General features: G+C 39.2%; 22 protein-coding genes, 1 pseudogene and 1 riboswitch. Of the genes and pseudogenes, 19 read left to right on the top strand and 4 right to left on the bottom strand.

Translation table 11 applies throughout. The annotated features are described in order from the left end of the window. Window positions 1–841: 841 nt before the first annotated feature. Both TR08_RS13870 and TR08_RS33605 read left to right on the top strand, forming a co-directional pair. Window positions 842–1,084 carry a hypothetical protein gene (locus TR08_RS13870; protein ID WP_052427461.1) on the top strand — a complete coding sequence of 81 codons (243 nt, stop codon included), beginning with the start codon at window positions 842–844 and terminating at the stop codon, window positions 1,082–1,084. An 18-nt stretch (window positions 1,085–1,102) separates the two neighbouring features. After that, the gene (locus TR08_RS33605) at window positions 1,103–1,228 is read left to right on the top strand and encodes a hypothetical protein (RefSeq protein WP_274521010.1); all 126 of its coding nucleotides are present in this window, start codon (window positions 1,103–1,105) and stop codon (window positions 1,226–1,228) included. Window positions 1,229–1,288: 60 nt separating this feature from the next. Here the strand turns inward: TR08_RS33605 and TR08_RS13875 are convergent, their stop codons facing one another. Beyond that, window positions 1,289–1,546 (bottom strand): aspartyl-phosphate phosphatase Spo0E family protein, encoded by a 258-nt coding sequence (locus tag TR08_RS13875; protein ID WP_045518999.1) that lies wholly within the window; start codon window positions 1,544–1,546, stop codon window positions 1,289–1,291. Between the two features lie 496 nt (window positions 1,547–2,042). Here TR08_RS13875 and TR08_RS13880 point away from each other — a divergent pair, with 496 nt between their 5' ends. From TR08_RS13880 to TR08_RS13910, 8 genes and pseudogenes are all read left to right on the top strand, one after another. Beyond that, a complete protein-coding gene (locus tag TR08_RS13880) occupies window positions 2,043–2,255 on the top strand; it encodes a hypothetical protein (protein WP_045519000.1) in 213 nt (70 codons plus the stop codon). 385 nt (window positions 2,256–2,640) lie between these two features. Next, window positions 2,641–4,209 carry a spore germination protein gene (locus TR08_RS13885; protein WP_152597422.1) on the top strand — a complete coding sequence of 523 codons (1,569 nt, stop codon included), beginning with the start codon at window positions 2,641–2,643 and terminating at the stop codon, window positions 4,207–4,209. A 3-nt stretch (window positions 4,210–4,212) separates the two neighbouring features. Next, window positions 4,213–5,319 carry a GerAB/ArcD/ProY family transporter gene (locus tag TR08_RS13890; RefSeq protein WP_045519002.1) on the top strand — a complete coding sequence of 369 codons (1,107 nt, stop codon included), beginning with the start codon at window positions 4,213–4,215 and terminating at the stop codon, window positions 5,317–5,319. After that, window positions 5,312–6,508: a Ger(x)C family spore germination protein gene (locus TR08_RS13895; protein WP_045519003.1), complete on the top strand. Its 1,197-nt coding sequence runs from the start codon at window positions 5,312–5,314 to the stop codon at window positions 6,506–6,508. Before TR08_RS13890 ends, TR08_RS13895 begins: the two co-directional genes overlap by 8 nt. A 419-nt stretch (window positions 6,509–6,927) precedes the next feature. Continuing rightward, on the top strand, window positions 6,928–7,353 hold the full coding sequence (locus TR08_RS13900) for a VOC family protein (protein WP_045519007.1): 426 nt from the start codon (window positions 6,928–6,930) through the stop codon (window positions 7,351–7,353). A gap of 154 nt (window positions 7,354–7,507) precedes the next feature. Then, window positions 7,508–7,639 (top strand): YjcZ family sporulation protein, encoded by a 132-nt coding sequence (locus TR08_RS31985; protein WP_152597426.1) that lies wholly within the window; start codon window positions 7,508–7,510, stop codon window positions 7,637–7,639. 59 nt (window positions 7,640–7,698) lie between these two features. Continuing rightward, window positions 7,699–7,770, top strand: a pseudogene (locus TR08_RS33940) (YjcZ family sporulation protein); the annotation flags it as partial. A gap of 259 nt (window positions 7,771–8,029) precedes the next feature. Continuing rightward, window positions 8,030–8,410 (top strand): hypothetical protein, encoded by a 381-nt coding sequence (locus TR08_RS13910; protein WP_045519011.1) that lies wholly within the window; start codon window positions 8,030–8,032, stop codon window positions 8,408–8,410. A 726-nt stretch (window positions 8,411–9,136) separates the two neighbouring features. Here the strand turns inward: TR08_RS13910 and TR08_RS13915 are convergent. Continuing rightward, on the bottom strand, window positions 9,137–9,955 hold the full coding sequence (locus TR08_RS13915) for a M55 family metallopeptidase (RefSeq protein WP_045519013.1): 819 nt from the start codon (window positions 9,953–9,955) through the stop codon (window positions 9,137–9,139). A 153-nt stretch (window positions 9,956–10,108) separates the two neighbouring features. Between TR08_RS13915 and TR08_RS13920 the strand changes: the two genes are divergently transcribed. The 9 genes from TR08_RS13920 (at window position 10,109) to dat (ending at window position 20,418) form a co-directional block, all read left to right on the top strand. Next, window positions 10,109–11,116: an asparaginase gene (locus TR08_RS13920; protein ID WP_045519015.1), complete on the top strand. Its 1,008-nt coding sequence runs from the start codon at window positions 10,109–10,111 to the stop codon at window positions 11,114–11,116. 39 nt (window positions 11,117–11,155) lie between these two features. Then, a complete protein-coding gene (gsiB, locus tag TR08_RS13925; RefSeq protein ID WP_045519017.1) occupies window positions 11,156–12,775 on the top strand; it encodes a glutathione ABC transporter substrate-binding protein GsiB in 1,620 nt (539 codons plus the stop codon). 76 nt (window positions 12,776–12,851) lie between these two features. Further along, window positions 12,852–13,772 (top strand): glutathione ABC transporter permease GsiC, encoded by a 921-nt coding sequence (gsiC, locus tag TR08_RS13930; RefSeq protein WP_045519020.1) that lies wholly within the window; start codon window positions 12,852–12,854, stop codon window positions 13,770–13,772. A gap of 65 nt (window positions 13,773–13,837) precedes the next feature. Beyond that, window positions 13,838–14,695: an ABC transporter permease subunit gene (locus TR08_RS13935; RefSeq protein WP_045519079.1), complete on the top strand. Its 858-nt coding sequence runs from the start codon at window positions 13,838–13,840 to the stop codon at window positions 14,693–14,695. Window positions 14,696–14,713: 18 nt separating this feature from the next. Beyond that, window positions 14,714–15,703: an ABC transporter ATP-binding protein gene (locus TR08_RS13940; protein WP_045519022.1), complete on the top strand. Its 990-nt coding sequence runs from the start codon at window positions 14,714–14,716 to the stop codon at window positions 15,701–15,703. Window positions 15,704–15,706: 3 nt separating this feature from the next. Next, window positions 15,707–16,672, top strand: a complete 966-nt coding sequence (locus TR08_RS13945) for an ABC transporter ATP-binding protein (protein WP_045519024.1) — start codon at window positions 15,707–15,709, stop codon at window positions 16,670–16,672. A gap of 48 nt (window positions 16,673–16,720) precedes the next feature. Further along, window positions 16,721–18,472: a sigma 54-interacting transcriptional regulator gene (locus tag TR08_RS13950; RefSeq protein WP_052427463.1), complete on the top strand. Its 1,752-nt coding sequence runs from the start codon at window positions 16,721–16,723 to the stop codon at window positions 18,470–18,472. A 28-nt stretch (window positions 18,473–18,500) separates the two neighbouring features. After that, window positions 18,501–19,574: a DmpA family aminopeptidase gene (locus tag TR08_RS13955; protein ID WP_045519026.1), complete on the top strand. Its 1,074-nt coding sequence runs from the start codon at window positions 18,501–18,503 to the stop codon at window positions 19,572–19,574. Window positions 19,575–19,587: 13 nt separating this feature from the next. After that, window positions 19,588–20,418, top strand: a complete 831-nt coding sequence (gene dat / locus TR08_RS13960) for a D-amino-acid transaminase (RefSeq protein WP_045519027.1) — start codon at window positions 19,588–19,590, stop codon at window positions 20,416–20,418. A 190-nt stretch (window positions 20,419–20,608) separates the two neighbouring features. Here the strand turns inward: dat and TR08_RS31030 are convergent, their stop codons facing one another. Further along, window positions 20,609–21,058 carry an SDR family NAD(P)-dependent oxidoreductase gene (locus TR08_RS31030; protein ID WP_202964970.1) on the bottom strand — a complete coding sequence of 150 codons (450 nt, stop codon included), beginning with the start codon at window positions 21,056–21,058 and terminating at the stop codon, window positions 20,609–20,611. A gap of 705 nt (window positions 21,059–21,763) precedes the next feature. After that, a complete protein-coding gene (locus TR08_RS13970) occupies window positions 21,764–23,017 on the bottom strand; it encodes a homoserine dehydrogenase (RefSeq protein WP_052427466.1) in 1,254 nt (417 codons plus the stop codon). 103 nt (window positions 23,018–23,120) lie between these two features. After that, window positions 23,121–23,230, bottom strand: a riboswitch (SAM riboswitch). Window positions 23,231–23,461 lie beyond the last annotated feature (231 nt).

Below are 23,461 nucleotides of genomic sequence, written 5' to 3' on the forward strand. Positions count from 1 at the left end.
ATTTGAAGATAGCTGTATAACAAGAGGCCGGTTCATTCGTAGTAACCCGGCCTCTTTCCGTCTACTTCAATATCAGTAACGATGTAACAGCAATCTCCTCCCCGGAACATTCCGCGGGGGAGTTTTTTTAGTTTTATTAAGTATGCGTATAAAGGGTTTGCTGGAGATTTAATCGATTTCTGTAGGACTTGGTCCATAAAAGATAACGGTCCTATAATAGAGGTCGTTATATAAAATAATAATTCTGACCCAAATAATAGTGTCCAGATTAATCAATTTGATTTTAAAGAAAGTTCGGAGTAGTGAACTAGGAGAATATTATAGCGGAAATTTGAATCTTGGATTTCGCAATAATCTGAGGAGTAACGGTGAAGAAGAAAATAATTTTTCCCGTTGTACTGAACTAATTGATTTTTCAAGAAGAACACTCCTTTTAATAATCTTTAACTATGTAAAATTAATCTACCAGTATCGGCTCCACCTTCGCCAAATACCATGATAGCCACGCATGCTATCCCCACTACTAATAGAATAATCAATCATTGTTAAAAGCTTGCTTTCCCGAAGTTAAGGTTTTGTAAATCTTTATACCAGTTAAGGGAACATGAGACACTCGGGGGACTGTAGCATTTCAAGGCTGTACCTAGGTTCCTTTTATAAAATGAAAAAAGGAGAGATCCGGATGAGCAGGTTGTTGATTAATGAAAGTCCCGTAATGATAATCCCAAGTTTGACAGTCAAGATTGGATTACATGAGGATGTGGTGTTGCAGTAGATTCATTATTGGATTGGGATAAGCAGGATAGTGATAAGAGAATGTCTGAGGAGGATTTTAACTTAGATGAATAAGAAAGAGATTTATAAGTTGATCGTACTCATTCAAGTCTATTATGAAAACTTTCATTTTGATCAAAATAAGCTGGATTCCCGGCATATGGTCCTTCAAAAATATACGTATGAAAGAGTGCACGAGAATCTATTGGAATTTGTTGTACATTCGCCGCATCCACCAATGATTTGTGAGTTGGTCCAGAATACATCGGGAGGTTCACGCGATATACCTGTTTTCACGGAATCGATTTGACTGCCGGGGAAGATCCTGATGAAGATCAGACCATGGGAAGAACAACAACCATGGGAACGACGAAGCCGTGGTGACCGTTCTGATGGCTTTCTAAAGAAAGTAGACAAAAACAAGAGAATGCCATGGATCCATTCCCTTGTTTAATCCAATTACCTTTAGAAATGGTTTTCAAAAGACTTAAGTTAAGGTATATCACTAATGCCACTAAATAAAAAAATACCTGAACGGAATCGATAAAATCATATGTACCCGTTTATTAAGTATAAAGAAAAAGTCAATATCATTATTTAGGGGTTTAGAATATTTATCGTCCAATAATAACCTATTATAATCATTAAGCAGTTTGTCTAGTTCTTGGCTGCAATGGATGGTTTCTTCATTTTGAAGTCCTTTTGTCATTCCTAAATTAATCATTTCGTTTTTTTTCTCTTTTATAGCAGCTTCACATTGTTCTAGTCTCATTGCAGATTACACCTCGTAAAATTTCAGTAAAATTTCAGTAAACTGATTCTAGTAGAGTTGAATTGAATTATAGCATCTTTTAACTTATTTGGAATAGATTCGATAAAACAAGATAAAAGGAGACAAAAATAGACGAGGCTTGTAGGTTTTCGACAAAAGGGCCAGTTTACCTCACGCATATGATAGTCCCTAAAGAGTTGTAGGGCTTTAAGGCTGGTATTCGAAGAGTGTTCCACCAACTAATAGGTAGATAGTAAGCTAGTCAGCAATATAAAAAAACCGAGTTTCTTCTATAAATATACTACAGGAACTCTATCTATAAATTCATAAAAGCGAAAAGCGATAAACTATTAGAAAATAGGCTATGGCACGTACATTTTTAGCCTTGTGTCTTTTTGTTGGGAAAATTCAAAAGGTTTTGAAATATAATTGAAAGTGTTTCCAATATCCTTTAAAATAATTCATAATAAGAAATTTGTATGGGAAGGTGTACCTGATGATTCATTATGAAAAATTACCTACTGATGTATTAATAGATTTTTTTAATGAAATTAATCAAAACATAATTAAAGGGATATTTTCTAAGATTATGTATTATGAATTAGGATTAATCATTACAGTTATGAATCGCAGGGGTATTACTTTAAATAAACCAGTTGATTTTGAAAAAGTAGTGGATCAACAAATGATGGAAAAATTAAATGCTTAATACTCTAAAATATTTAAAATGTCTCTTCACTAAATTCTGAGGTTTCCACTCATTTCCAAAATCAACTATATTAATCAAACACCCTTGTCTACAGACAAGGGTGTAATTTTTATCTATTAGAAACTTAGAGAGAGGAGGCTAAATAATGAATATGAGGAAATGTTGGATATCCTTATTGTAAGAAAGGAAACACATGTCATAGTCTTGGGCATACTTGCTTTCTGACTGTTTAAATCACTCGAAACCTAATTTTCTTATATCTTCTTTGACATCGCATTTTTACTTTACAAATGCGTTTTTTTGCATAGTTTACAGTATTTATCACAAACTAAAAAAAATTCGTGTTAAAAATTGGTTACTTTACGTTTTAGAGGGGATGCATGTGATGTTTCGCTTTTTAAAAAAAAGAATCCTGCAACAGATGACGCACGAAGTAAATCAAAAGAAGCAAAATCACGAAAATCCAAATCAAATCTTTCCTACTCTTATGGAAAATATTGAACAAATTAAAAGGCTGCTGCATTCTCCCAATGATCTTATCATTCGAATCGTTACAATCGGAAATTCTAATCATCGTTGTGCGATTGTTTATATTGATGGCTTAGTTGACAAGGATATTGTAAATACGCAAATTCTTAATAATATTCAACTTGGTATGGTGCAAGCAAATAAAGAAATTCCAGACAATGATAAGGAATTGGTAATCGAACTGGAGAATGAAATCCTCTCAATAGGTGAGCTGAAAAAAGTTCAAACGCTCGATGCTGTCATGTTTGCTGTTCTTTCAGGAGAAACCGCCATTTTTGTAGAGGGAACAACTGATGTATTACTGATTGGCACGAAGGGTTGGGCAAGCAGAGGAATTGAAGAGCCAGTTTCAGAAGCATTAGTCCGTGGACCAAGAGAAGGGTTTACTGAAAATGTGCGGACAAATACAGTACTGATCCGAAGACAAATTCGCGATCCAAATCTTCGTTTTGAAAACTTTCAGGTTGGGAGGCGTTCGAAAAAGGATCTTTTCCTAGTCTATATCGATGGTATTGTTCACCCTGAAATTGTCAAGGAAGTAAAAAAGAGATTGGATTCAATCGATATGGATGATGCACCAGAGTCTGGGTTCATTGAACAATGGATTGAAGACAGTTTTATGTCTCCTTTTCCTCAGATTCTTCATACGGAAAGACCTGATAAAGCTTGTGCCTCGATTTTAGAAGGAAAAGTCGTAATTATCTTAGATGGAACACCTTTTGTCTTAATTGCACCAGTAACGTTTGTAGCTTTAATTCAATCGCCAGAGGATTATTATGAACGTTGGATGATCGGTTCTCTCATTAGAATATTAAGATATGTTGCAGCTTTTATTTCCTTGTTTCTTCCAGCACTATACATAGCTCTTGTTTCCTTTCATCAGGGAATGATTCCGTCAAAACTGGCATTTTCCATCGCTGCTTCACGTGAAGGTGTACCTTTTCCAGCAGTAATGGAGGCATTCATGATGGAAATTACGTTGGAGCTGTTAAGAGAAGCAGGGATTCGCTTACCAAAGCCGGTTGGTCAGACGATTGGTATTGTTGGCGGCTTGGTTATTGGTGAATCTGCCGTACAAGCTGGAATTGTCAGTCCAGTTATGGTAATAATCGTTTCTGTTACTGCGATTGCTTCTTTTGCAGTCCCTTCCTATAGTGCGGGAATCGCATTTCGGATGCTTCGCTTTGTAACTATGCTTACTTCAAGTATTTTCGGTCTTTATGGCATTATTTTAACGTATATAATGATCAATGTTCATCTTGCGAGACTTAAAAGCTTCGGGTTGCCTTACACAGCGCCATTTTCACCAAACTTTAAACATGATTTAGTGGATTTGGTTATCCGAGCTCCTCTTATCATGTTATCGAGAAGACCTAAATTTATGCAAACGGAAGATGAAAAACGTATGGATACAAAGGGGGAGTAGCTCATGAAATCCTTTGAATATGGTGACGAGGAAATTGGAAAAAAGGAAGTCATATTCCTGGTCGCTAATATGATCATTGGTTTTGGGATCCTTACTCTTCCACGTGCCATTGTAGATGTCACAAAATCAATAGATGGCTGGATATCCATTTGTCTTGGTGCATTAGTTGCACTTATTTTTACCGGAGTGGTTGCACGATTAATTACAAGATTCCCTAAGAAAAACCTTTTTGACATTTCGAAGTCCATTTTTAATAAGCCAGTTGCAATGGGTATCACCTTTTTATTTGCCTTATATATGATGCTCTTTGTTAGTTATGAAATGAGGGGGGTCGCGAGCATTGCCAAGCTATATCTGTTTGATGTCACTCCTGTCGAAGTCATTTGTCTCGTTTTTCTGTTAGTGGTTGTATATGGAGTAGCAGGTCCAAGCGCTGCGTTATTACGATTAAATATTATGTTTATACCCATCATCCTTTTTATTATATTAATCTTAATCATTTTTAATATCAGATTATTTGAAATGGGAAATATCAAGCCTTTTTTTATTACGGGGTGGTTCGATGTCATTAAGGCTTCAAAGGAAACAGTATTCTCTTTCTTAGGCTTTGAGATTTTATTATTTTATAATGTGCATATTAATCAACCGAAAAAGACTATGAAAGCTTCACTAATTGGAATTACCATCGCCTTTCTTTTATATCTGATTGTGTTTTTTACATTAATTGGTGTGTTTGGCGTAGAAGTTACGGCTAATCTCAATTTCCCAACAGCAGAATTAGCAAAACAAGTGGAAGTACCAGGTGGATTTTTTGAGAGATTTGAATCCATATTCTTCACGATATGGGTTATGACATTATTCAGTACAGCTGCAATGGCATTTGATGTCACTCTTTTGGCACTTGGTGCAATCTTCAAAAAGATAAAGAGAATAACGTTCATCTTTATCTTAACACCAATCATGTATATAATTGCGATGGCACCTCAGGATTTTAATGAATTATCTAAATTTGGATCATTTATCAGTTATTTAGGTATCGTGTTTAGTATGATTATTCCTTCTCTATTGCTCATTATCGCTAAAACAAGCGGGGTTAAGGGGAATGTATAAAGGTTTATTATATGTCAGTTTATGTTTACTTCTAACTGGTTGTTGGGATCAGGTTGAGAGTGAAGAACGTGGATATGTGATAGGAGTGGGTATCGATCCTTCAGATCATGACACTTTGGAGGATCGAGATGAGGAAGAGGCGACCGAGGATTCCATTGCTAAAGAGAGGTTTAAGGTGACATTTCAATTTGTGGTTCCAAGTGCTTTACAAGGTAAAGGGGGAGAGTCCAGTCAAATTCAAGATCCGTTTCTAAATGTTGCAGCCAGCGGTAATACAATGTTTCAAATTGTTCGTAATATATCGAAAAAAATCGCACGATCCCCATATTTCCAGCATATTAAGATGATCATAATCTCAGACGAAGTAGCGAAAAAGGGATATCTTCCTGAGGTATTAGATTTTTACTTGCGAGATCATGAAATGCGACGAGAAACAAAGATCATGATCACTAAGGATACAAGCAAGGATATTTTTGAATCAAGAACAAAAGTAGAGAGATTACCTGTTATGTATATTGATTCGATAACAGATAATGCTTTCAAAAATGGGGAGTTATTACCTCCAGTGAATATTGGAAAGGTCCATAAATATTTACTGGGAATCAACAGCTTCCTCATTCCTTTCATTAAGTCGAATGGTCAAAAAGTAGATTTGTCTGGCTCTGCCATTTTTAAAGGAGATAGTAAAAAAATGATTGGAGCCTTAAATGGAATGGAAACAATGGGAGTCAATTTTATTACAGGTGAACTAAAAGGAGGGGTTATTGAAGTCATTATGGATGGTCAATTGGTCGTATTTGAAATTAGTGATACAAAAAGAAAAATACATGCGAATGTCACCAATAAAGATCAAATAGACTTTACGATTGATGTTGTGGTTGAAGGTAATTTGGGTGAGGATTTTGGAGATTATCATATATCTGAACCTAAAACGGTTGCTAAATTGGAAGAAAAAGTGGCAAAAGAAATTGAGAAAATAACAGCTGGAGCGATTGAAAAAACGCAAAAGGAATATAATGCCGATGTTTTAGGATTAGGCTCCTATTTACATCAAGAACACTATGATAGTTGGAAAACCATTAAAAATGATTGGGAGAGTGGTTCACATTATTTTTCAAAAAGTAACATACGCGTTAATGCCAAGATCAATGCACGTAGTATCGGGACGATCATAAAAACCCAAAAATAAAGGAGGTATACCATGTGGGACTTTATAATAGGAAGACTTCCTTCGAAGCTCATCCTCATAAATGCAGTTTTCTCTTTGTTAATCCCACTAGGAATTTATAAGTTAAATAAAGTGCTCCATAAATTTGGTGATCCTCCATGGAAAAATAATCAAAATCCTAAATAAAATTCTAAGGTCTGTGTTGAGGAAGTAGTATAGACATTAACATGCCTCCATTTCTTATTGGTCTGAGATTATTTACCTTCATCATAATGATGGAGTTTTTTTATTATGATGTAGACTTTTATAAAGAATCAAAACCTTTTTCCTTCTCAGGTAGTCTAATATTTAGTATAGCAGGTTGTGGGGAGGCGAAAATTTATGAATGTTTTTTTAAGAACATGTGCTCTGTAATGTTAGAACCAAGGATCTGTTAAATTATGGTAATGCGAATGTCCCCCTATTTAATGATGAACGGAAATGCAAGGGAAGCGATCCAATTTTACGAAAAAGCATTGGATGCGAAAGTCCTTTTTAGCCAAACTTTTGGAGAAATGCCAGAAAATCCCGAATTCCCTTTACCAGAAGAAGCAAAGGAACAGATTGCACATGCTATGATGAAGGTTGGTGAAACCGACTTCATGTTTTCAGACACTTTTCCAGGTCAAACCAGTCGTTCTGGAGATCAAGTTACGATCTGTATTTCAGTTAACGATATTGAAAAATCAAAACAAATTTTTGAATCCTTGCAGCAAGACGGCCAAGTAAAAATGCCGCTGCAGGAAGCTTTTTTTAGCCCTGCTTATGGAATTGTAACGGACAAGTTCGGTGTAACCTTTCAAATTTACACAGAGGGTCAACAATAAATTATTATTTTTTTCTAGAATAAAAATAAACCCCTTTGATAATCTAAAGGGGTTTATTTGTTGCTCTTAATTGGAAAATTACTTATTTTCAGTTCCAACCTTAAAATCAAAAGGTGAGCTCTAATAAAAACCAGAGAGAGGAACACCTTTAATGATGTACATAAAACAGCAACTAGTTCATGATTTCCGAATAAGATATTTTGTAATCTATTATGGCGGTAATAGCTTTGTATTAATCGTATTCATTCTTCTTATTATTATTGTAGGGGCTTCATTCATGTACTAATCTATTCGAAAAAGGGTTAATTGGTTTAAAGATATCCTGTCAAGAGGAGGTGTAACATTATGTCAGACGGTCATGGGCATGGTTCTGCTTTTGCTTTAATCGTGGTCCTTTTCATCCTATTAATTATTGTTTACTTAACTATTCTAAAAGTAAAAAAAGCAATTGCAATAATGCAAACGCTACGTGGAAATATCTTATCTAAGCGTTTCTGTGTAAAAAAATATATACAATCAAAACTAAAGCACATAAATCATTACTACCGATTTCAGTATTTAGAGATGTTAAAATAACAGGGTAATCGACTTTTTTTATTCTTTGTAGATTTGTCCGCACCCTGATACAAAAACAATCATAGTTTATCTAAAAGAATAAGAAAGGAAGAAGAAGTCATTGGTGGAGAATGATAATCAACAGAAACAGGTACCGTATGGAGAAATTGACCGATTCTCAAGATTAATATTTGGCCGAGGAATTTACAAAGAAGGCGAAAATAATTCACAAGAATTGCCCAAACAAAAAGAGCAATCATCTTTCGATCGTAGAACAAATCGGAAGGATGATTTGTTTTTTGGCTTCAGGAGAAAAGAACCTGCGACAAGCACTCACACCATTCTAAATCAGATTGATCATCTTCTTAAAAACGTAGATTTAGAAATGCTTATGGAAACGATCGATATGTTTGTTACAACCTCTAAACAATTTAAACCATTACTTAAAGAAATACCTCCTTTTTTGCATCGATTTAGTAAAAGGTTCAAATCTAACGAATAGCATTTAAATTACTCTTAAGGATAGAGAATCAGGTTCTGGAATTAATTAGGGGGAAGTTCATATATTGAACTGCCCTCCTTTTATAATGAATATTCTCTTTTTCTGTATCAGATAGTATTGGAGGTTTTAGCGAGGCTGTTTAAGGTTATTGATATGTCCTTGGTAGGATAATAAGCCGTTACCAGGTTTAGAAGTTTTTTGTAATCTTCGCATCACCGTTTGAATTTTTGCAATCAATACAGGCAGGGTATACGGTCTTGTAATATTATCTTCCACCCATGAATACAACCCTTGTGTACCATCTGCATGATCAGACGCCATTAGCTTGGGCTAAACGAAAAGGTCATTTAGCTATTGCGAAAATGCTTTCATAATGGAGGAATACTCTGAATGTATATGGGTTTGGTCATAATCCACTATATGCTGATGTCATAGATGCCATCAAGAATGAAAGAGAACCTTATGTTACCGCAGAATATGAGAAGAAGAGCACTTGATCTTGTACTTAATATTTACAAATCAGCTGAAGAAGGCAGTGTTTAATGCAGCACATTGGATTTTAAAGGCAGATTCGAAAAATAACATAAAGTGATATATACGAAAATCTCCTCTAGCAACAAGAGGAGATTTTTTTATGCCAAAATCGGGTGCCAGGTCCCATCCAGTGATTTTTGAATTACCCTATAAGAGGAGGAATTCTCGCACTTTCAAGTTTTCACTATTTCTTTAGTTTAGTGCTCCCGCTATTGCAATCAGGCTGCGAATATACCGAAATGCAGTAATGAATTCATCAGTCTCAAAGCGGTGGGTTGTCTGGTTCACTCTTTCGACGATCGGCAGAATTCCGGCTGCATCAGCCAGACCTGGATGTAGATAGGTGATTTCGACTTCGAATGGACCTTGCAATGAGACAGGCTGAAACGTCGGAAGGCGTGAAAGAGATGCAATAGTCTTTTCTTTGATCAGGCATCGTGCCTTCTGTGGGCTTAGGTTTTTTGCGGATTGCCGATTGATGGTGTGTTTGACGATAGCGGTTTCGACATTCGGAATGAATTCCAGAGCTTCGCCGGCTGCGTGTTGACATCCTGTAACAAGGACTACAGGCACACCGAAAACCCCAGCGATTCCTGCGTTCAATGCTATTTCTCCCATGTCCCGGTGATTGATTCTGATATTCTGGATTACTCCTCCATGAAAGGTATGATTCAAAATACCGTCATTTCCCATTCTGGAGTGGTAGCCTAAAAAAATAGCTGCATCAAACTCCGGATTGATCCCCTCCATCATCGCAAGGATTTTCGGTGAACCAGTAATATATTCTGCCTCAGGGTGTATGGCTTCTGGGATCAGATTGCGCATCGTTCCATGCGAATCATTCACGACAACTTCTGTAGCCCCCCACGACAAGGCACCTTCGATACATGCGTTTACCTCTTCGGTCATCAGCATTCTAGCCCGATCATGTTCCCGCCCGTCCCGAGCAGTGTGCTCACGATGAACGACTCCGGCTACTCCTTCAATGTCTGCAGAAATGAAAACTTTCATACTTATTCCCTCCTAATCAAACCTATTTATCTATAATTCTATGTATTTATTGCTTTTCCTTCTTCTAAAAATAGGTTGAAATAGGTTGCGATATAATATAATATGATGATAGATTCTGAAAAATATGAATATTTGAAAGAGGTGTAATATTGCGTGCATTCAAAACTAGTAGATGTGTACCGTGGGGGAAAGGTGGAGAGTTCACATTTTGGGCATATTGCGGTCGTTAGTGCAGAAGGCAATTTGTTATTTTCACTTGGCGATCCCAATCGGGTGACCTATGCCCGGTCTTCAATGAAGCCCCTACAAACAATTCCGGTAGTGGAAACGGGGGCTGCAGACCTCTATGAGCTGAGTGAATCGGATATATCATTATGTTGCGCTTCACACAGCGGGGAGACTCAACATACCGATCGGGTACTGGCGATACTTGGGAGAGCAGGCATTGAAGATACTGCTTTACATTGTGGAACACATATTCCCCATGCGCAGGATACATATAAGAAATTAATAGCGGCGGGCAAGGAACTTACACCTTTATATAACAATTGCTCCGGCAAGCATACAGGTATGCTAGTGACCGCTAAGCACATGGGAGAAACGCTAGAAGATTACTATTTGCCGAGTCATCCGGTACAACAAAGAATTTTAAAAGTGATCTCCAATGTGGCTGATTATCCAATTGAAAAGATCGAAATGGGGATAGATGGATGTGGCGTACCAGTCCATGCACTGCCACTTGAACGATTGGCCTATGCCTTTGCTAGAATGGCTCGCCCAGATTCTTTGGGAGAGGAGCGGGCTAAAGTTGTGAATCGAATTACCACTGCCATGATGAAATATCCGGAGATGGTTGGCGGAACAGGTCGCTTCTGTACCGATTTTATGAAAGCATCTAGAGGTCGATTATTTGGCAAAGCAGGAGCGGAAGCTGTCTACCTGATTGGGGATAGGGAAACTGGAATTGGGATCGCGATAAAAATTGAGGATGGAAATGGACGAGCTGCCTATCCGGCAGCACTAGAGACGCTGAGACAACTCGGCTTTATAGATGAAGAGCAGCTCAACAACTTAATGCATCATTACCGGCCTGCTCTGAAAAATGCCCGCCATGAAATTGTGGGTGAACTAGTTCCATCCTTTACGTTGCATAAGTGCTAAAGCACTATTGTAAATAAAAATGACCAAGGAGGAAGCAAAATGTTAAACAGAAAGTATCTGACTGCATTACTAACCAGTTTAATGGTCGTAATCCTTGTGCTTACGGGATGTTCCGGCAAGTCTAGTGCGACTGATGCGAACCAGAAACCGAAAACAGAGAAGAAACAGGAAGCACAACCGCTTGCGAAAAAAGAAGGAAACTCACTTACAATTGCAATCAGTAGTAACCTCGTAAGCATGGACCCTCATGACACGAATGATACGTTGTCCGGTTCAATCCAATCAACGATGTTAGAAGGACTGGTTGGCTTCGACAAAGATATGAAAATGATTCCTGTATTGGCAGAGAGCTATGAAGCTAGCGATGATGCAAAAGTATTCACTTTCAAATTGAAGCAGGGAATCAAGTTCCACGATGGCACCCCGTTTAATGCGGAAGCTGTAAAGGCAAACATTGACCGGGTAGCCAATCCGGATAATAAATTAAAACGATACAGCATGTTTGCACTCGTTGACAAAGCAGAAGCCGTAGATGAGTACACCTTCAGAGTAACATTAAAAGAACCGTTTGGCGCCATGCTGAATAACTTTGCCCATCCTGCGGCGAGGATTATCAGTCCGGAGGCGTTGAAGAAATACGGGAAAGATGTCTCCATGCACCCTGTCGGAACAGGGCCATTCAAATTTTCGGAGTGGGATCAAAGTGACCATTTGACTGTTGAAAAGAATCCAGACTACTGGGTAAAAGGTTTGCCAAAGGTTGATGGCATCAAATTTAAGCCCGTACCAGAAAACGGGGCGCGTGTAGCGATGCTGCAAACAGGGGAAGCTGATTTCATTTATCCGGTTCCTACCGAACAGGCGGAAACCCTCAATGGAAAAGACGGTATTGTTGTGGAAAATAAACCATCCATTGTGGCTCGCTATATGAGTATGAACACGACAAAGAAGCCTTTTAATGATGTTAAGGTACGTCAAGCAATTAACTACGCGATTAATAAAGAAGCGTTCATAAAGGTTGTAAACCGTGGGTATGGAAGCGAAATGGATTCCATTATTCCAGAAGGTCTCCAATTCTATTCCAAACAAACACCATACCCATATAATCCAGAAAAAGCAAAACAACTGTTAAAAGAAGCTGGTTATGAAAACGGGTTTGAAACAACTGTATGGGGGGCAAACAACTCCGATGCAATGAAGGCTATGGAGTTTTTGCAACAACAATTGGGACAAGTAGGCATCAAAGTAAATGTTGAACCTATGGAAGCGGGTACACTTACAGATAAGATTTGGTCCGTTCAGGATGCGAAGGATGCAGAAGTCGACCTCTACTATGGCGGCTGGTCCTCTTCCACTGGAGATGCAGATTGGGGAATTCGTCCATTGCTGGCTGGAACTTCTATTCCGCCGAAGTCTTATAATGTAGCCTATTACCAAAATGAAAAGGCGGATCAGCTGATTAACGGAGCACTGCAAACGGCAGATCCAGAAAAGCGTAAAGAAGCTTACGCTGAAGTACAGGAATTGATTTGGAAAGATGCACCGTGGGCGTATCTAATCGTTGAAGATACAATGGCTGGGAAAAAGAACTACCTAGAAGGCGTTTACCTGCTACCTGACGGTTCCTTGAATGCAAAAGAAGCAGTAATAAAAAAATAGGAAAATAATGGGCGAGCGCTAATGGACGATTGGCGCTCGCTACATCTTACAAATAAGAATCAGAAGGAGGCGGGTTATGTTTCGTTATATTGTAAAACGTTTATTTGGAGTAGTTCCTATTCTTTTGATTGTTTCTATTTTTATTTTTATGTTTGTCCATTTGATACCTGGAGACCCCGCGCGGCTTGTAGCTGGCCCGGATGCAAGTCATCAAGATGTGGAGCTAGTACGCCAGCAGCTTGGTCTGGATAAACCGATCGTGACACAATACATCACCTATATTAGTAACTTGGTCCAAGGCGATTTGGGCATTTCCATGAAAACAAAGCGGAATGTGTATGATGAGATTGCTGATAGATTTATGCCTACATTTTGGCTGACAGTTTGGAGTATGGTCTGGGCTATCGTATTCGGGCTGCTGATTGGTGTAATCTCGGCAACCAAGCGGAATAAATGGCAGGATTACACAGGTATGTTTAGTGCGGTATCGGGGATTTCGTTACCATCTTTTTGGCTTGGTTTAATGCTGATTCAATTATTTTCCGTCAAGTTAGGCTGGTTTCCAACAGGTGGCAGTGAATCTTGGAAAGCGTATGTATTACCTTCCATCACCTTAGGGGCTGGAGTTGCTGCCGTCATTGCCCGTTTTGCACGTTCTTCCCTGATGGATATTTTAAGGGAAGACTATATTCGTACCGGTAGGGCAAAAGGGCTGAAAGAAAACGTAGTGGTGTGGAAGCACGCCTTAAAAAATGCGATGATTCCCGTCATTACTATGACAGGATTGCAGTTCGGATTTTTATTGGGGGGGTCTATCGTTGTAGAGACCGTATTCAGTTGGCCGGGATTGGGACGATTACTGATAGATTCGGTATCATTTCGTGACTACCCAGTGATTCAGGCGGAAATGTTGCTCTTTGCTTTAGAGTTCATCTTGATAAATTTACTCGTCGATATCCTGTATGGGGTAATGAATCCACAAATTCGTTATGAGTAGTGGGAGGGGGAAGAGAATTGGAAAATAGCGGTGTAATTGTTCAAACGAATGAACAGGTTACTCAAATAGAAGTGGAAAAGGTACGTACCCCGTTTTTGGAGTTTTGGCGGAAATTTAAAAAACAGCGAATGGCCATGATAGCCGGATCCTTTATTATTTTACTGTTTCTTATCGCTTTTATCAGTCCCTTTATCGCTCCCTATTCATCGGTAGAGCCGGACTACGATAATATTTTGAGTCCTCCATCCATGGAACACTTTGCGGGAACAGATGCTTTTGGGAGAGATATCTTCAGCCGGATTCTCGAAGGAACGAGAATTTCTCTATTTGTCGGATTGAGTTCCGTGTTCGTGGGGGCTGTTGGTGGAACTATCCTTGGTCTAATTAGCGGCTTCTATGGAAGATGGCTTGATAGCATCATTATGCGGTTTTGTGATGTGTTATTCGCATTCCCGGGAATTCTGCTTGCGATTGGTATTATTGCCATTTTAGGACCTGGTCTAGGTAATGTCATTATTGCAGTAGCAATTTTTAGTATTCCGATTTTTGCACGAATTGTACGAAGCAGCACTCTCGCAATTAAATCTACCGTTTTTGTCGAGGCAGCACGGTCCATAGGAGCTCCGGCGCGACGTATCATTTGGAAGCATATTTTCCCGGGTACAGTGTCCAGTATTATTGTGTATTTTACGATGCGGATTGGAACTTCGATTTTAACGGCAGCCAGCCTTAGCTTTCTAGGCTTGGGTGCCCAGCCTCCATCACCGGAGTGGGGTGCGATGCTTAGCTCCGGCAGGGACTTTTTGAATACAGCCCCGCATGTCACATTTTTCCCAGGATTCGCCATTTTCATTACCGTACTTGCATTTAATCTGCTGGGTGATGGTTTGCGGGATGCACTCGATCCGAAGATGAAAGATTAATAGACAGGGAGCGATCATATGAACAACAAGCTTTTGGAAATATCCAATTTAAAAACTTACTTTTTCTCAGACGATCTTCAGGTGCCTGCAGTAAATGGTGTGGATCTGTATATAAACGAAGGAGAGACACTCGGGGTCGTAGGTGAATCCGGCTGCGGAAAAAGTGTCACATCTCTCTCTATTATGCGCCTGCTCGCGCATACTCCGGGAAAGGTGGTAGATGGTTCGATTCGATTCAAGGGAAAAGATCTTTTGTCTCTGTCAGAGAGTGAAATGAGAGAGGTACGTGGTAACGAAATTGCGATGATCTTCCAGGAACCGATGACTTCATTGAACCCGGTCTATAGAATTGGAGACCAGATTAGCGAGGCTGTAAAACTCCATTTAAAGTATGACAAGAAAAAGGCTAGGGAACATGTGATAAAGATGTTGAAGTTAGTGGGAATCCCGCGCGCGGAAGAAATTATTGACGAGTTTCCGTATCAGCTATCCGGCGGTATGAGGCAGAGGATTATGATTGCAATGGCAATGTCTTGTAACCCAACGCTGTTGATAGCGGATGAACCGACAACTGCTCTTGACGTGACGATTCAAGCTCAGATCCTGGAACTAATGAAGAAACTGAAAGAAGAAAAAGGGACAGCCATTATGCTGATTACGCATGATCTAGGTGTTGTAGCTGAAATGTGTGACCGCGTCGTTGTGATGTATGCTGGAAAAGTCGTAGAGGAAGCTGATGTGTTTGAAATCTTTGAAAATCCAAAACATCCTTATACCAAAGGGCTGCTTAACTCTATTCCAAAGTTAGGTCAGAAATCGAATCGGCTAGATTCCATTCCTGGCACCGTTCCAACTCCCACGAAAATGCCAAAAGGGTGTAAATTTGCTCCGCGCTGTTCACAAGCAATGGACATTTGCAGGGAATTAGATCCAGATCTGGTGAAAATCGCAGAAGGGCACCGATGTAGGTGTTTCCTGTATCAGAGTGAAATGGTAAAGGAGGCGTAATAAATGGCAGAGCTGTTGGTAGAAGCAAAGAACTTAAAGAAATACTTTCCCATTAGCAAAGGATTGTTTGGCCAGAAAAAGTCATATGTTCGAGCTGTCGATGGAGTTTCCCTTTCCATTCAAAAGGGAGAAACACTGGGATTAGTTGGAGAAAGTGGATGCGGCAAGTCCACAACAGGGCGAATGATGATGCGATTACTGGCACCAACTGAAGGCGAAATATGGTTTAACGGGAAAGATATTAGCAAGTTAAACGACAATCAGTTGCGGGAAACTAGAAAAGAATTACAGATGATTTTTCAAGATCCTTACGCTTCCCTCAATCCTCGGATGACGATCGGAGAAATCATTGCTGAGCCACTGATTATTCATAACATGATGGCAAGAAAAGAGAGAGACAAAAGAGTACACGAATTATTAGAGTATGTCGGCCTTAGTTCTTATCATTCCAATCGATATGCCCATGAATTTAGCGGAGGTCAACGGCAACGAATCGGGATTGCAAGGGCTCTTGCTGTAAATCCGAAGCTTATTATTGCGGATGAACCTGTTTCGGCGTTGGATGTCTCCATTCAGTCCCAAGTGTTGAACCTCATGCAGGATTTGCAAAAGGAATTCGGGCTAACTTATCTCTTCATCTCCCATGACTTGAGTGTTGTAGAGCATATTAGTGATCGCGTAGGCGTTATGTACCTGGGAAGAATCGTAGAAATCGCTCCGAAGGAATCCCTGTATGAAAATCCATTACATCCATACACTAAGGCCTTATTGTCCGCAGTTCCAGTAGCTAATCCACGCATGAAGAGAGAGCGGATCATTCTTGAAGGAGATATTCCTAGTCCGTCGAATCCTCCAACAGGTTGTACGTTTCATCCCCGCTGCCGGTCTTGTATGGAGATTTGTAAAACAGCAATTCCTGAACTGAAGGAGATCGAGCCTGGTCATTTTTCCGCATGTCATTTATATTGATAATAATAGGAATGATTGGTTTCTTACGAGTTAGGAGTGAATGATACGGTGGGTAATAAGGTATTAACGATTATTTCAATTCAGGATGAATATTTGTCGACGGTCTCAAAACAGATGACAGAGATTGCTGGGGATTTAATTAGGATCCGTCCAATCTCCATTAAAAATTTATCCAGGGAAACGATTTCGGAAGGGGAAATCGTTTTAATAGGAGCCAACTTCATTCTCCCGCTTGTACGGCCATTCTTGCCGCAAGGTGTAAGGTGCATTGTAGCTAAACGGGGACTTAACTTTGTGAATATGAGAAAACTGCTTTCTGCTCCTAAAGGGAAAAGTATTTTGGTTATAAACGATACAAAGCATACCACGGATGAAACGATCCAAGCGCTTCAGGAGACTGTATTTGAGCATAACTATTACGCGTATGATCCCGATACTCCGATTCCGGAGCAAATCGATTACGTTATTACACCTGGAGAGATGCAGCTTGTTCCAGAAGGACCTATGAAAGTAATTGATATCGGCTACCGGGTCCTTGCGTTGGAAACCGTTTTTGAAATATTTGAGGTGTTGGGATTAGAATGTCAGCAATTTTTTCTGGCCAATCGGTATATGAAATCTCTTGTCGCTTTATCCAATGAAGGCACCACTTTTACAATTGACTCTACCATAAGTAAATGGACAGAGGAAATAGATGGAAAAACTGCGAAGTATTTCTTTGATGACGTGATCGCACATAGTAAGGCGATGAAGAATGTTTTATACATTGCGAGGAAGCTTGCTAAAACGAAAGACCCTGTACATATTTTCGGAGAAACTGGTACGGGTAAAAGAATGCTTGCACAGGCGATGCACAACGATTCTTCGGTTAATACAGGACCCTACCTTCATATCAATTGTGCGGCAAGACCATTGGACGTGCTGGAAAGAGAGTTGTTCGGAAAAGAATCAGAAGGTAAGATTTCTCCTGGACTGTTTGAATTGGCTAATGGAGGAACATTGTGCATTGAAGAAATTGGTGAATTACCTTTTTCTTTGCAAGGCAGACTCCTGCAGGCGCTTGAGGAAGGTCAAATTATCAGGCTAAGTGGACATTATCCAGTCCCTGTTCAAGTAAGAATTATTACGACCAGCAATACTGATCTCTCGTTGTCATTGGATGAAAATAAATTCCGAAAGGATCTATTCTATTATCTGACAGCCTTAACCTGTAAAGTTCCGTCATTGTCAGAGCGGGAGGAGGATTTTGAGATACTCATTCAAACATATCTGGAGTCACATTTGCATCGGGATGATTTGGTTATTTCACCTGGTATGATCCGGCTTCTGAGGCAGTATCCTTGGCCAGGGAATGTAAAAGAATTGTTTAATGCAGTCTCGTATATGGCCTGTTTGGAAGAGAAAGAGATAACGTTAGAATTATTGCCCTTCTATATGAAGGGAAGACTTCAAAAAAATACAGCGGATGCTATTAAACCGCAAGAAATGGCCGAGAGTGAATTAAATGGTCTGATTGTGAATATTGAAGAACACGGTTTCTTGGAAGAAAGCTTGGAGATTCTTGAAGTGTTTTATCAAGGCAAGAAACAGCATGTATCCTATGGCCGTAACGTGGTCAAGAAAAGGCTTCAGGAAAAAGGCATTATCCTATCCGAACAACAGTTACGATTACGATTGGAAGTCCTCAACCAATTAGAATTACTGAATGTACGTCAAGGGCGTTCAGGAACGACCATTTCAAGAAAAGGAGAGTTGTTCCTTCAAACAATGTATACGAAAAAAAGTCAGGTCAAAGCTTAGTGAGCATTAAGAAGTTTTGGTGGTGAAGATGGTGAAAAGAGTACGGCTTCGTGACCTTGGTATAACCATTGGAAGATATGAAACTGGAGCATATAATGCGATTACGGATATTCATGGAGTCAAGGTTGGGCATACGACTCTTTCTAAAAAATATGCAGGAGATCGTGTAGTTCAAACGGGAGTATCTGCAATCCTTCCACATTCAGACAATCTGTTTCAGGAAAAGGTGTTAGGGAGCTCCTATGTGATAAATGGATTTGGAAAAACTATTGGGACGATCCAACTACAGGAACTTGGTGTAATAGAAAGCCCGATTCTATTAACTAATACGCTTTCGGTCCCTGCGGTATCGGAAGGCACCATACGTTACCTCCTTGATCAAAATCCCCAAATTGGCGATACAACTGGTACGGTTAATGTCATCGTAGGAGAATGTAATGATGGATACCTCAATGATATCCGTGGATTACATGTCAGATCGGAGCATGCCATTCAAGCGATTCAGTTTGCCAAATCAGGAATTGTAGAAGAAGGTTGTGTCGGGGCGGGCACCGGTATGTCTTGTTTGGGCTTCAAGGGTGGCGTAGGGACAAGCTCTAGAATCGCTTCCTTTGGGGAGCAGACATATACCGTTGGGGCACTGGTGGTTAGTAATTTTGGTGAAAAGAAGGATTTGCGCATTCCTGGTGGCGGCTTGTTACACCTTTCAGAAGAAGAGGGAAAAATGCCTGATGGATCCATCATGATCATTCTTGCAACAGATGCGCCACTCAACGAGAGACAGCTAGGCCGATTAGCGAAACGGGCTGCATTCGGACTTTGCCGAACTGGTTCATACGCGGCTCACGGAAGTGGTGATATCGTTATCGCATTCTCAACAGCACATCGAATCCCTCACGAACTGCCGCCGAATCAAGGAAATATAACCTATTCGATTATGAGAGAGGACGGTATATGGATTTCCCAACTGTTTGAGATGACTGTTGATGCCGTGGAAGAAGCAATTTGGAATTCTATTTGCATGGCGACCACTACTGAAGGAAATAAGGGGAGAGTTCGAGAGGCGATTCCTTATAATATCTTGTTAGGATCATCTTCATAAAGGAGGGTTTGAATTGATTACGGCTTGTTTTAATGGGAAATTTGTTGAACCTAATGAGTTAGTCGTTCCTATAGATGAGAGAGGACATCAGTTTGGCGACGGTGTTTATGAGGTTATTAGAATTTATGATGGCAAACCATTTATGATAGATGAGCACCTGGATCGATTGTATCAAAGTGCGGATGCCATTAAATTACGTATTGATCCTGATCGGGGAGCCTTCAAAAACACCATGTTGGAATTAATTCAAAAAAGTGGTTTAACGAATTTAGACCTTTATGTACAAGTGACAAGGGGGATTGCGCCGAGGAATCATCTATTCCCGGATTGTCCAGTATCTGTTTCGATGACTGCCAAATCTTTTCGAAGCATTCCGGTTGGGAAAAAGGATAGTGGAGCGAGTGTCATCCTTCATCCTGATGAGCGATGGGCAAAATGCTACATCAAATCGCTGAACCTGCTGCCCAATATTTTGGCCAAGCAAGCAGCTTATGAGAAAGGATATTTAGAAGCAATACTAGTACGAGATGGTATTGTGACCGAAGGGGCGAGTTCCAATGTATACATTGTAAAAAATTCCTCTATTATCACGACCCCGATTTCCAACCATATTTTATCGGGAATTACGAGAATGGCAGTGAAAAACATGGCAGAATATCTCGAAATTCCATTTATAGAAGATCAGTTTACACCGGATGAGATGTTTCAAGCGGATGAAATATTCATTACAAGCACAACATTAGAAATCACGCCGATTACACGCGTGGACGATAAACAAATCAATAACGGCAAACCGGGATCGGTTACAAAAGCTTTACAGGAACGATTCAGGCAGATCATCTAAATCAATAAATCCCCTTTGGGCATTGAATCGAAGGGGATTTATTGATTTTTAATTCCGGTGCCTGTGGAATCAACTTTACTTTAATGTTCTGAGATGATAACTCATAATAAAGTCCTTCAGTAAACCCTTCAACCACAAATTTTGAGGCATGGTAAAGTGACAGAGTTGGAAAAGTGATCCTTCCTCCCATCTAGGACATATTCATAATCGTGCCCCCATTATTCCTTCTGAAATGAGGCAAGATGGCTTTTGTCACATGCATTACTCCAAATACATTTACCTCAAATAGTTTTCGAATCCGCTCATCCGTTGCTGCTTCAAAAATCCCCCTAGCTCCATGACCGGCATTATTAAGCAGAACATCGATTTTTTCAAACCTCTTCATTCCTTTAACTAATGACTCTTGGATTGAATCTTTATCCTTAACATCAAGTCTTGTTACTAAAACATTATCCAATTCAGTTAATTCCATTTCTTTTCCAGGGGAACGCGTAGTGGCGATAACATTCCAATTTCTTTGAGCGAAATAGTTAGCCGTTGCTTTTCCAATACCTGGATGAATTGTTATCTTAATGACTTTAATCTTTAGAAAGTCAGTAAAGAGAGAAGCTGGAAATTCAATTAAAACAGAAGATTTAATTGTGAAAAATGCTTAATTTATTGTAGTAATATTCAATTCTACCTATTTCCGCCATCGGGGTGCTCCCGTTTTTTCTTCTGGATGGTTGCACGAATGTCGGCAACCGTTTGCCGTGGTTCATCGTGTATATGAAAATTTCATTGATCTAACGTTCCTAACGCATGTACAGCTCGTTCATGGTCATTTTTGCTGAAATATCGGAAAGAATTTTTCCATTTGAAGCTGTCTAAATAGGAAATATCGCTCAGCATCCGCTTGATTAACTGTTTGGTAGGGGAATTAAAGTATCGGTGAATGATGTTAATTTGCATGTGAGTCAGAGCCAAAAGACTCTTGTTGGAGAACTTGCCCGTATACAAGAAGAACAGAATGCCAAACTTATCAGTCTATCTAAAACGAATAAGATATTCTTTTTATCAATGCAGCATTAATCATTACGGTGGCGATTTTGATTTTGGTGAAGTGAACAATATTATAGCAATCTAAAATAGCTCCCGGAGAACCTTCATACAGGTACTTCGGGAGTTTTTCATACACCAGGAAACTATAAAATCCCTAGACTTGTGGATAACTGTTCGATAAAATGTTCGTATAAATTGTTATGCCTTCCTTTTTTGCAATAGACAACAGTTGGCTTGAGAAAGGGCTATTTTCCAAGTATTTGTTACTGTTAGCTTGATGGGCAGGTACGGTGACACCTAATAATTATTTCACTTTTTCCGGCTGGATTAAAAGAGTACTTGTGCTTTGATTATAGATTTTAACCTCATATTTGTTTATGAGTAAAGGGTGTTCATAGTGTGTCAGATCACCTTTAAAAAGAATGTAAGCTTTCTTTAAGATGGAGCTTTGATCTGTTTTAATAATTTCGCCTTGGGCATGTAGTTGTGAAATTATTTCTTTTTGTAAGTCGGTGGATTGATAGAATAATAAATAAACTTTTTGAGTTACTGCTTCATTTTCGTATGAGTCCTTTGTAATTCTCGAATATTGATAATTTTTGTTTTCCTTTGTCAGATAGATTGATAATAAGTCTTCAATAATCGCACTTGCAGTAGCTTCTGCTCCAGCGCCTGCTCCTTGCAAAGTCAAGTATCCAAGCAAATCTGTCTTTATTCGAAGGGCATTATCAACATTTTCGACTCCGTGTAGAGGATGATCCTTGTCAACAAATACAGGCTTTACTTCTACATTCAAATGACTGTCAATAAGTACTAAATGCTTAAGACGAAGTCCAAGTTGTTCTGCCAATAAGATTTCCTCATGCGAAATACCTTTTATTCCTTGTACGGTCACTTGTGCCCAATCAGGTTGTTCTCCAAAGACCCACTCGCTTAATACCATAGCTTTATAAAATGCATCTAAGCCTTCAATATCATTTGTTGGATCAGGTTCTGCATATCCTTTCTGCTGCGCAAGTTCAAGGGATTTTGGAAAGGAATCACCTGTTGTTCTCATATGACTTAAAATGAAATTTGTTGTTCCATTTAAAATAGCTTCTACACTCTCAATTTGATTTCCGCCGAGCAACTCTTTAATTGTTCTTAAAACAGGAATTCCACCGCCAACACTTGCTTCATAAATAAATCTCACCCCGTTCGTGTGAGCTATTTCCATTATTTCTTTTCCATGACTTGCAATTAATTCTTTATTTGCTGAGACTACATGACAGCCATTCTGAAGCGCTTGTTTTATATAGGATAAAGCAGGTTCAATTCCGCCCATAGCCTCTATAACTACATCTGGATTACCCTTTTCTATAATTTCATCGAAGCTTGTCGTAATCATAACATTTTCATCAATTGAGCGAGGCTTTTCTTTGTTTTTAATTAAGATACCTATGATTTCAAATGATTTCCCCGCAAGTGAAGATAATCGTTCCTCTCGATTCATTAGTGCGGTAAAAGTCCCATACCCTACTGTACCTAATCCTAATAATGCCACTCTAATTCTTGTCATTGTTGGCTCCTTTCAAAAATAAAGAAATGTAAGTCTTTACGAAAAGTGGAAAAATAAAAGCCGCTCTATCACTGAGATAGAGCGGCTCCATAAAAAAATCCGTCTCTTATCTCTCAAAGTAAAATACTTTGAAGGACTTAGCACCTTTTCAAACATTTGTTTGAAGGTTGCCGGGCTTCACAGGGCCTTTCCCTCTGCCACTCTTGATAAGACATATTAAATTAATACAAATATTATCAGGGTAAACAGTCAGAGTCAACTTAATTTTACGAAAATTTTAAATAATACTTAGCTTCCTACAAATTAAGATGTATTTTCTCTAACTCCTTTTGATTGGAAATTACATGTGTATGATAAAAAAAGGAGAATAAGACTATAAGAAAGGTAGGTTATTAAATCCATAGGTAATAGGATCGAAAATAAAAGATGTGGACCCTTAAGGTT

The sequence above is a fragment of the Neobacillus niacini genome, from assembly GCF_000759675.1.
Lineage (GTDB): Bacteria > Bacillota > Bacilli > Bacillales > Cytobacillaceae > Neobacillus > Neobacillus niacini_A.

What these genes read in the sequence shown, in the direction of transcription:
- TR08_RS33605 (WP_274521010.1), top strand. Translation starts at nt 1,103, where the DNA reads ATGAAGATCAGACCATGGGAAGAACAACAACCATGGGAACGACGAAGC.
- TR08_RS13890 (WP_045519002.1), top strand. Translation starts at nt 4,213, where the DNA reads ATGAAATCCTTTGAATATGGTGACGAGGAAATTGGAAAAAAGGAAGTC.
- TR08_RS31985 (WP_152597426.1), top strand. Translation starts at nt 7,508, where the DNA reads ATGTACATAAAACAGCAACTAGTTCATGATTTCCGAATAAGATATTTT.
- TR08_RS13945 (WP_045519024.1), top strand. Translation starts at nt 15,707, where the DNA reads ATGGCAGAGCTGTTGGTAGAAGCAAAGAACTTAAAGAAATACTTTCCC.
- TR08_RS13885 (WP_152597422.1), top strand. Translation starts at nt 2,641, where the DNA reads ATGTTTCGCTTTTTAAAAAAAAGAATCCTGCAACAGATGACGCACGAA.
- TR08_RS13880 (WP_045519000.1), top strand. Translation starts at nt 2,043, where the DNA reads ATGATTCATTATGAAAAATTACCTACTGATGTATTAATAGATTTTTTT.
- TR08_RS13955 (WP_045519026.1), top strand. Translation starts at nt 18,501, where the DNA reads ATGGTGAAAAGAGTACGGCTTCGTGACCTTGGTATAACCATTGGAAGA.
- TR08_RS13915 (WP_045519013.1), bottom strand. Translation starts at nt 9,955, where the DNA reads ATGAAAGTTTTCATTTCTGCAGACATTGAAGGAGTAGCCGGAGTCGTT.
- gsiB (WP_045519017.1), top strand. Translation starts at nt 11,156, where the DNA reads ATGTTAAACAGAAAGTATCTGACTGCATTACTAACCAGTTTAATGGTC.
- TR08_RS13895 (WP_045519003.1), top strand. Translation starts at nt 5,312, where the DNA reads ATGTATAAAGGTTTATTATATGTCAGTTTATGTTTACTTCTAACTGGT.
- TR08_RS13940 (WP_045519022.1), top strand. Translation starts at nt 14,714, where the DNA reads ATGAACAACAAGCTTTTGGAAATATCCAATTTAAAAACTTACTTTTTC.
- TR08_RS13970 (WP_052427466.1), bottom strand. Translation starts at nt 23,017, where the DNA reads ATGACAAGAATTAGAGTGGCATTATTAGGATTAGGTACAGTAGGGTAT.
- TR08_RS13870 (WP_052427461.1), top strand. Translation starts at nt 842, where the DNA reads ATGAATAAGAAAGAGATTTATAAGTTGATCGTACTCATTCAAGTCTAT.
- TR08_RS13900 (WP_045519007.1), top strand. Translation starts at nt 6,928, where the DNA reads ATGGTAATGCGAATGTCCCCCTATTTAATGATGAACGGAAATGCAAGG.
- gsiC (WP_045519020.1), top strand. Translation starts at nt 12,852, where the DNA reads ATGTTTCGTTATATTGTAAAACGTTTATTTGGAGTAGTTCCTATTCTT.
- TR08_RS13875 (WP_045518999.1), bottom strand. Translation starts at nt 1,546, where the DNA reads ATGAGACTAGAACAATGTGAAGCTGCTATAAAAGAGAAAAAAAACGAA.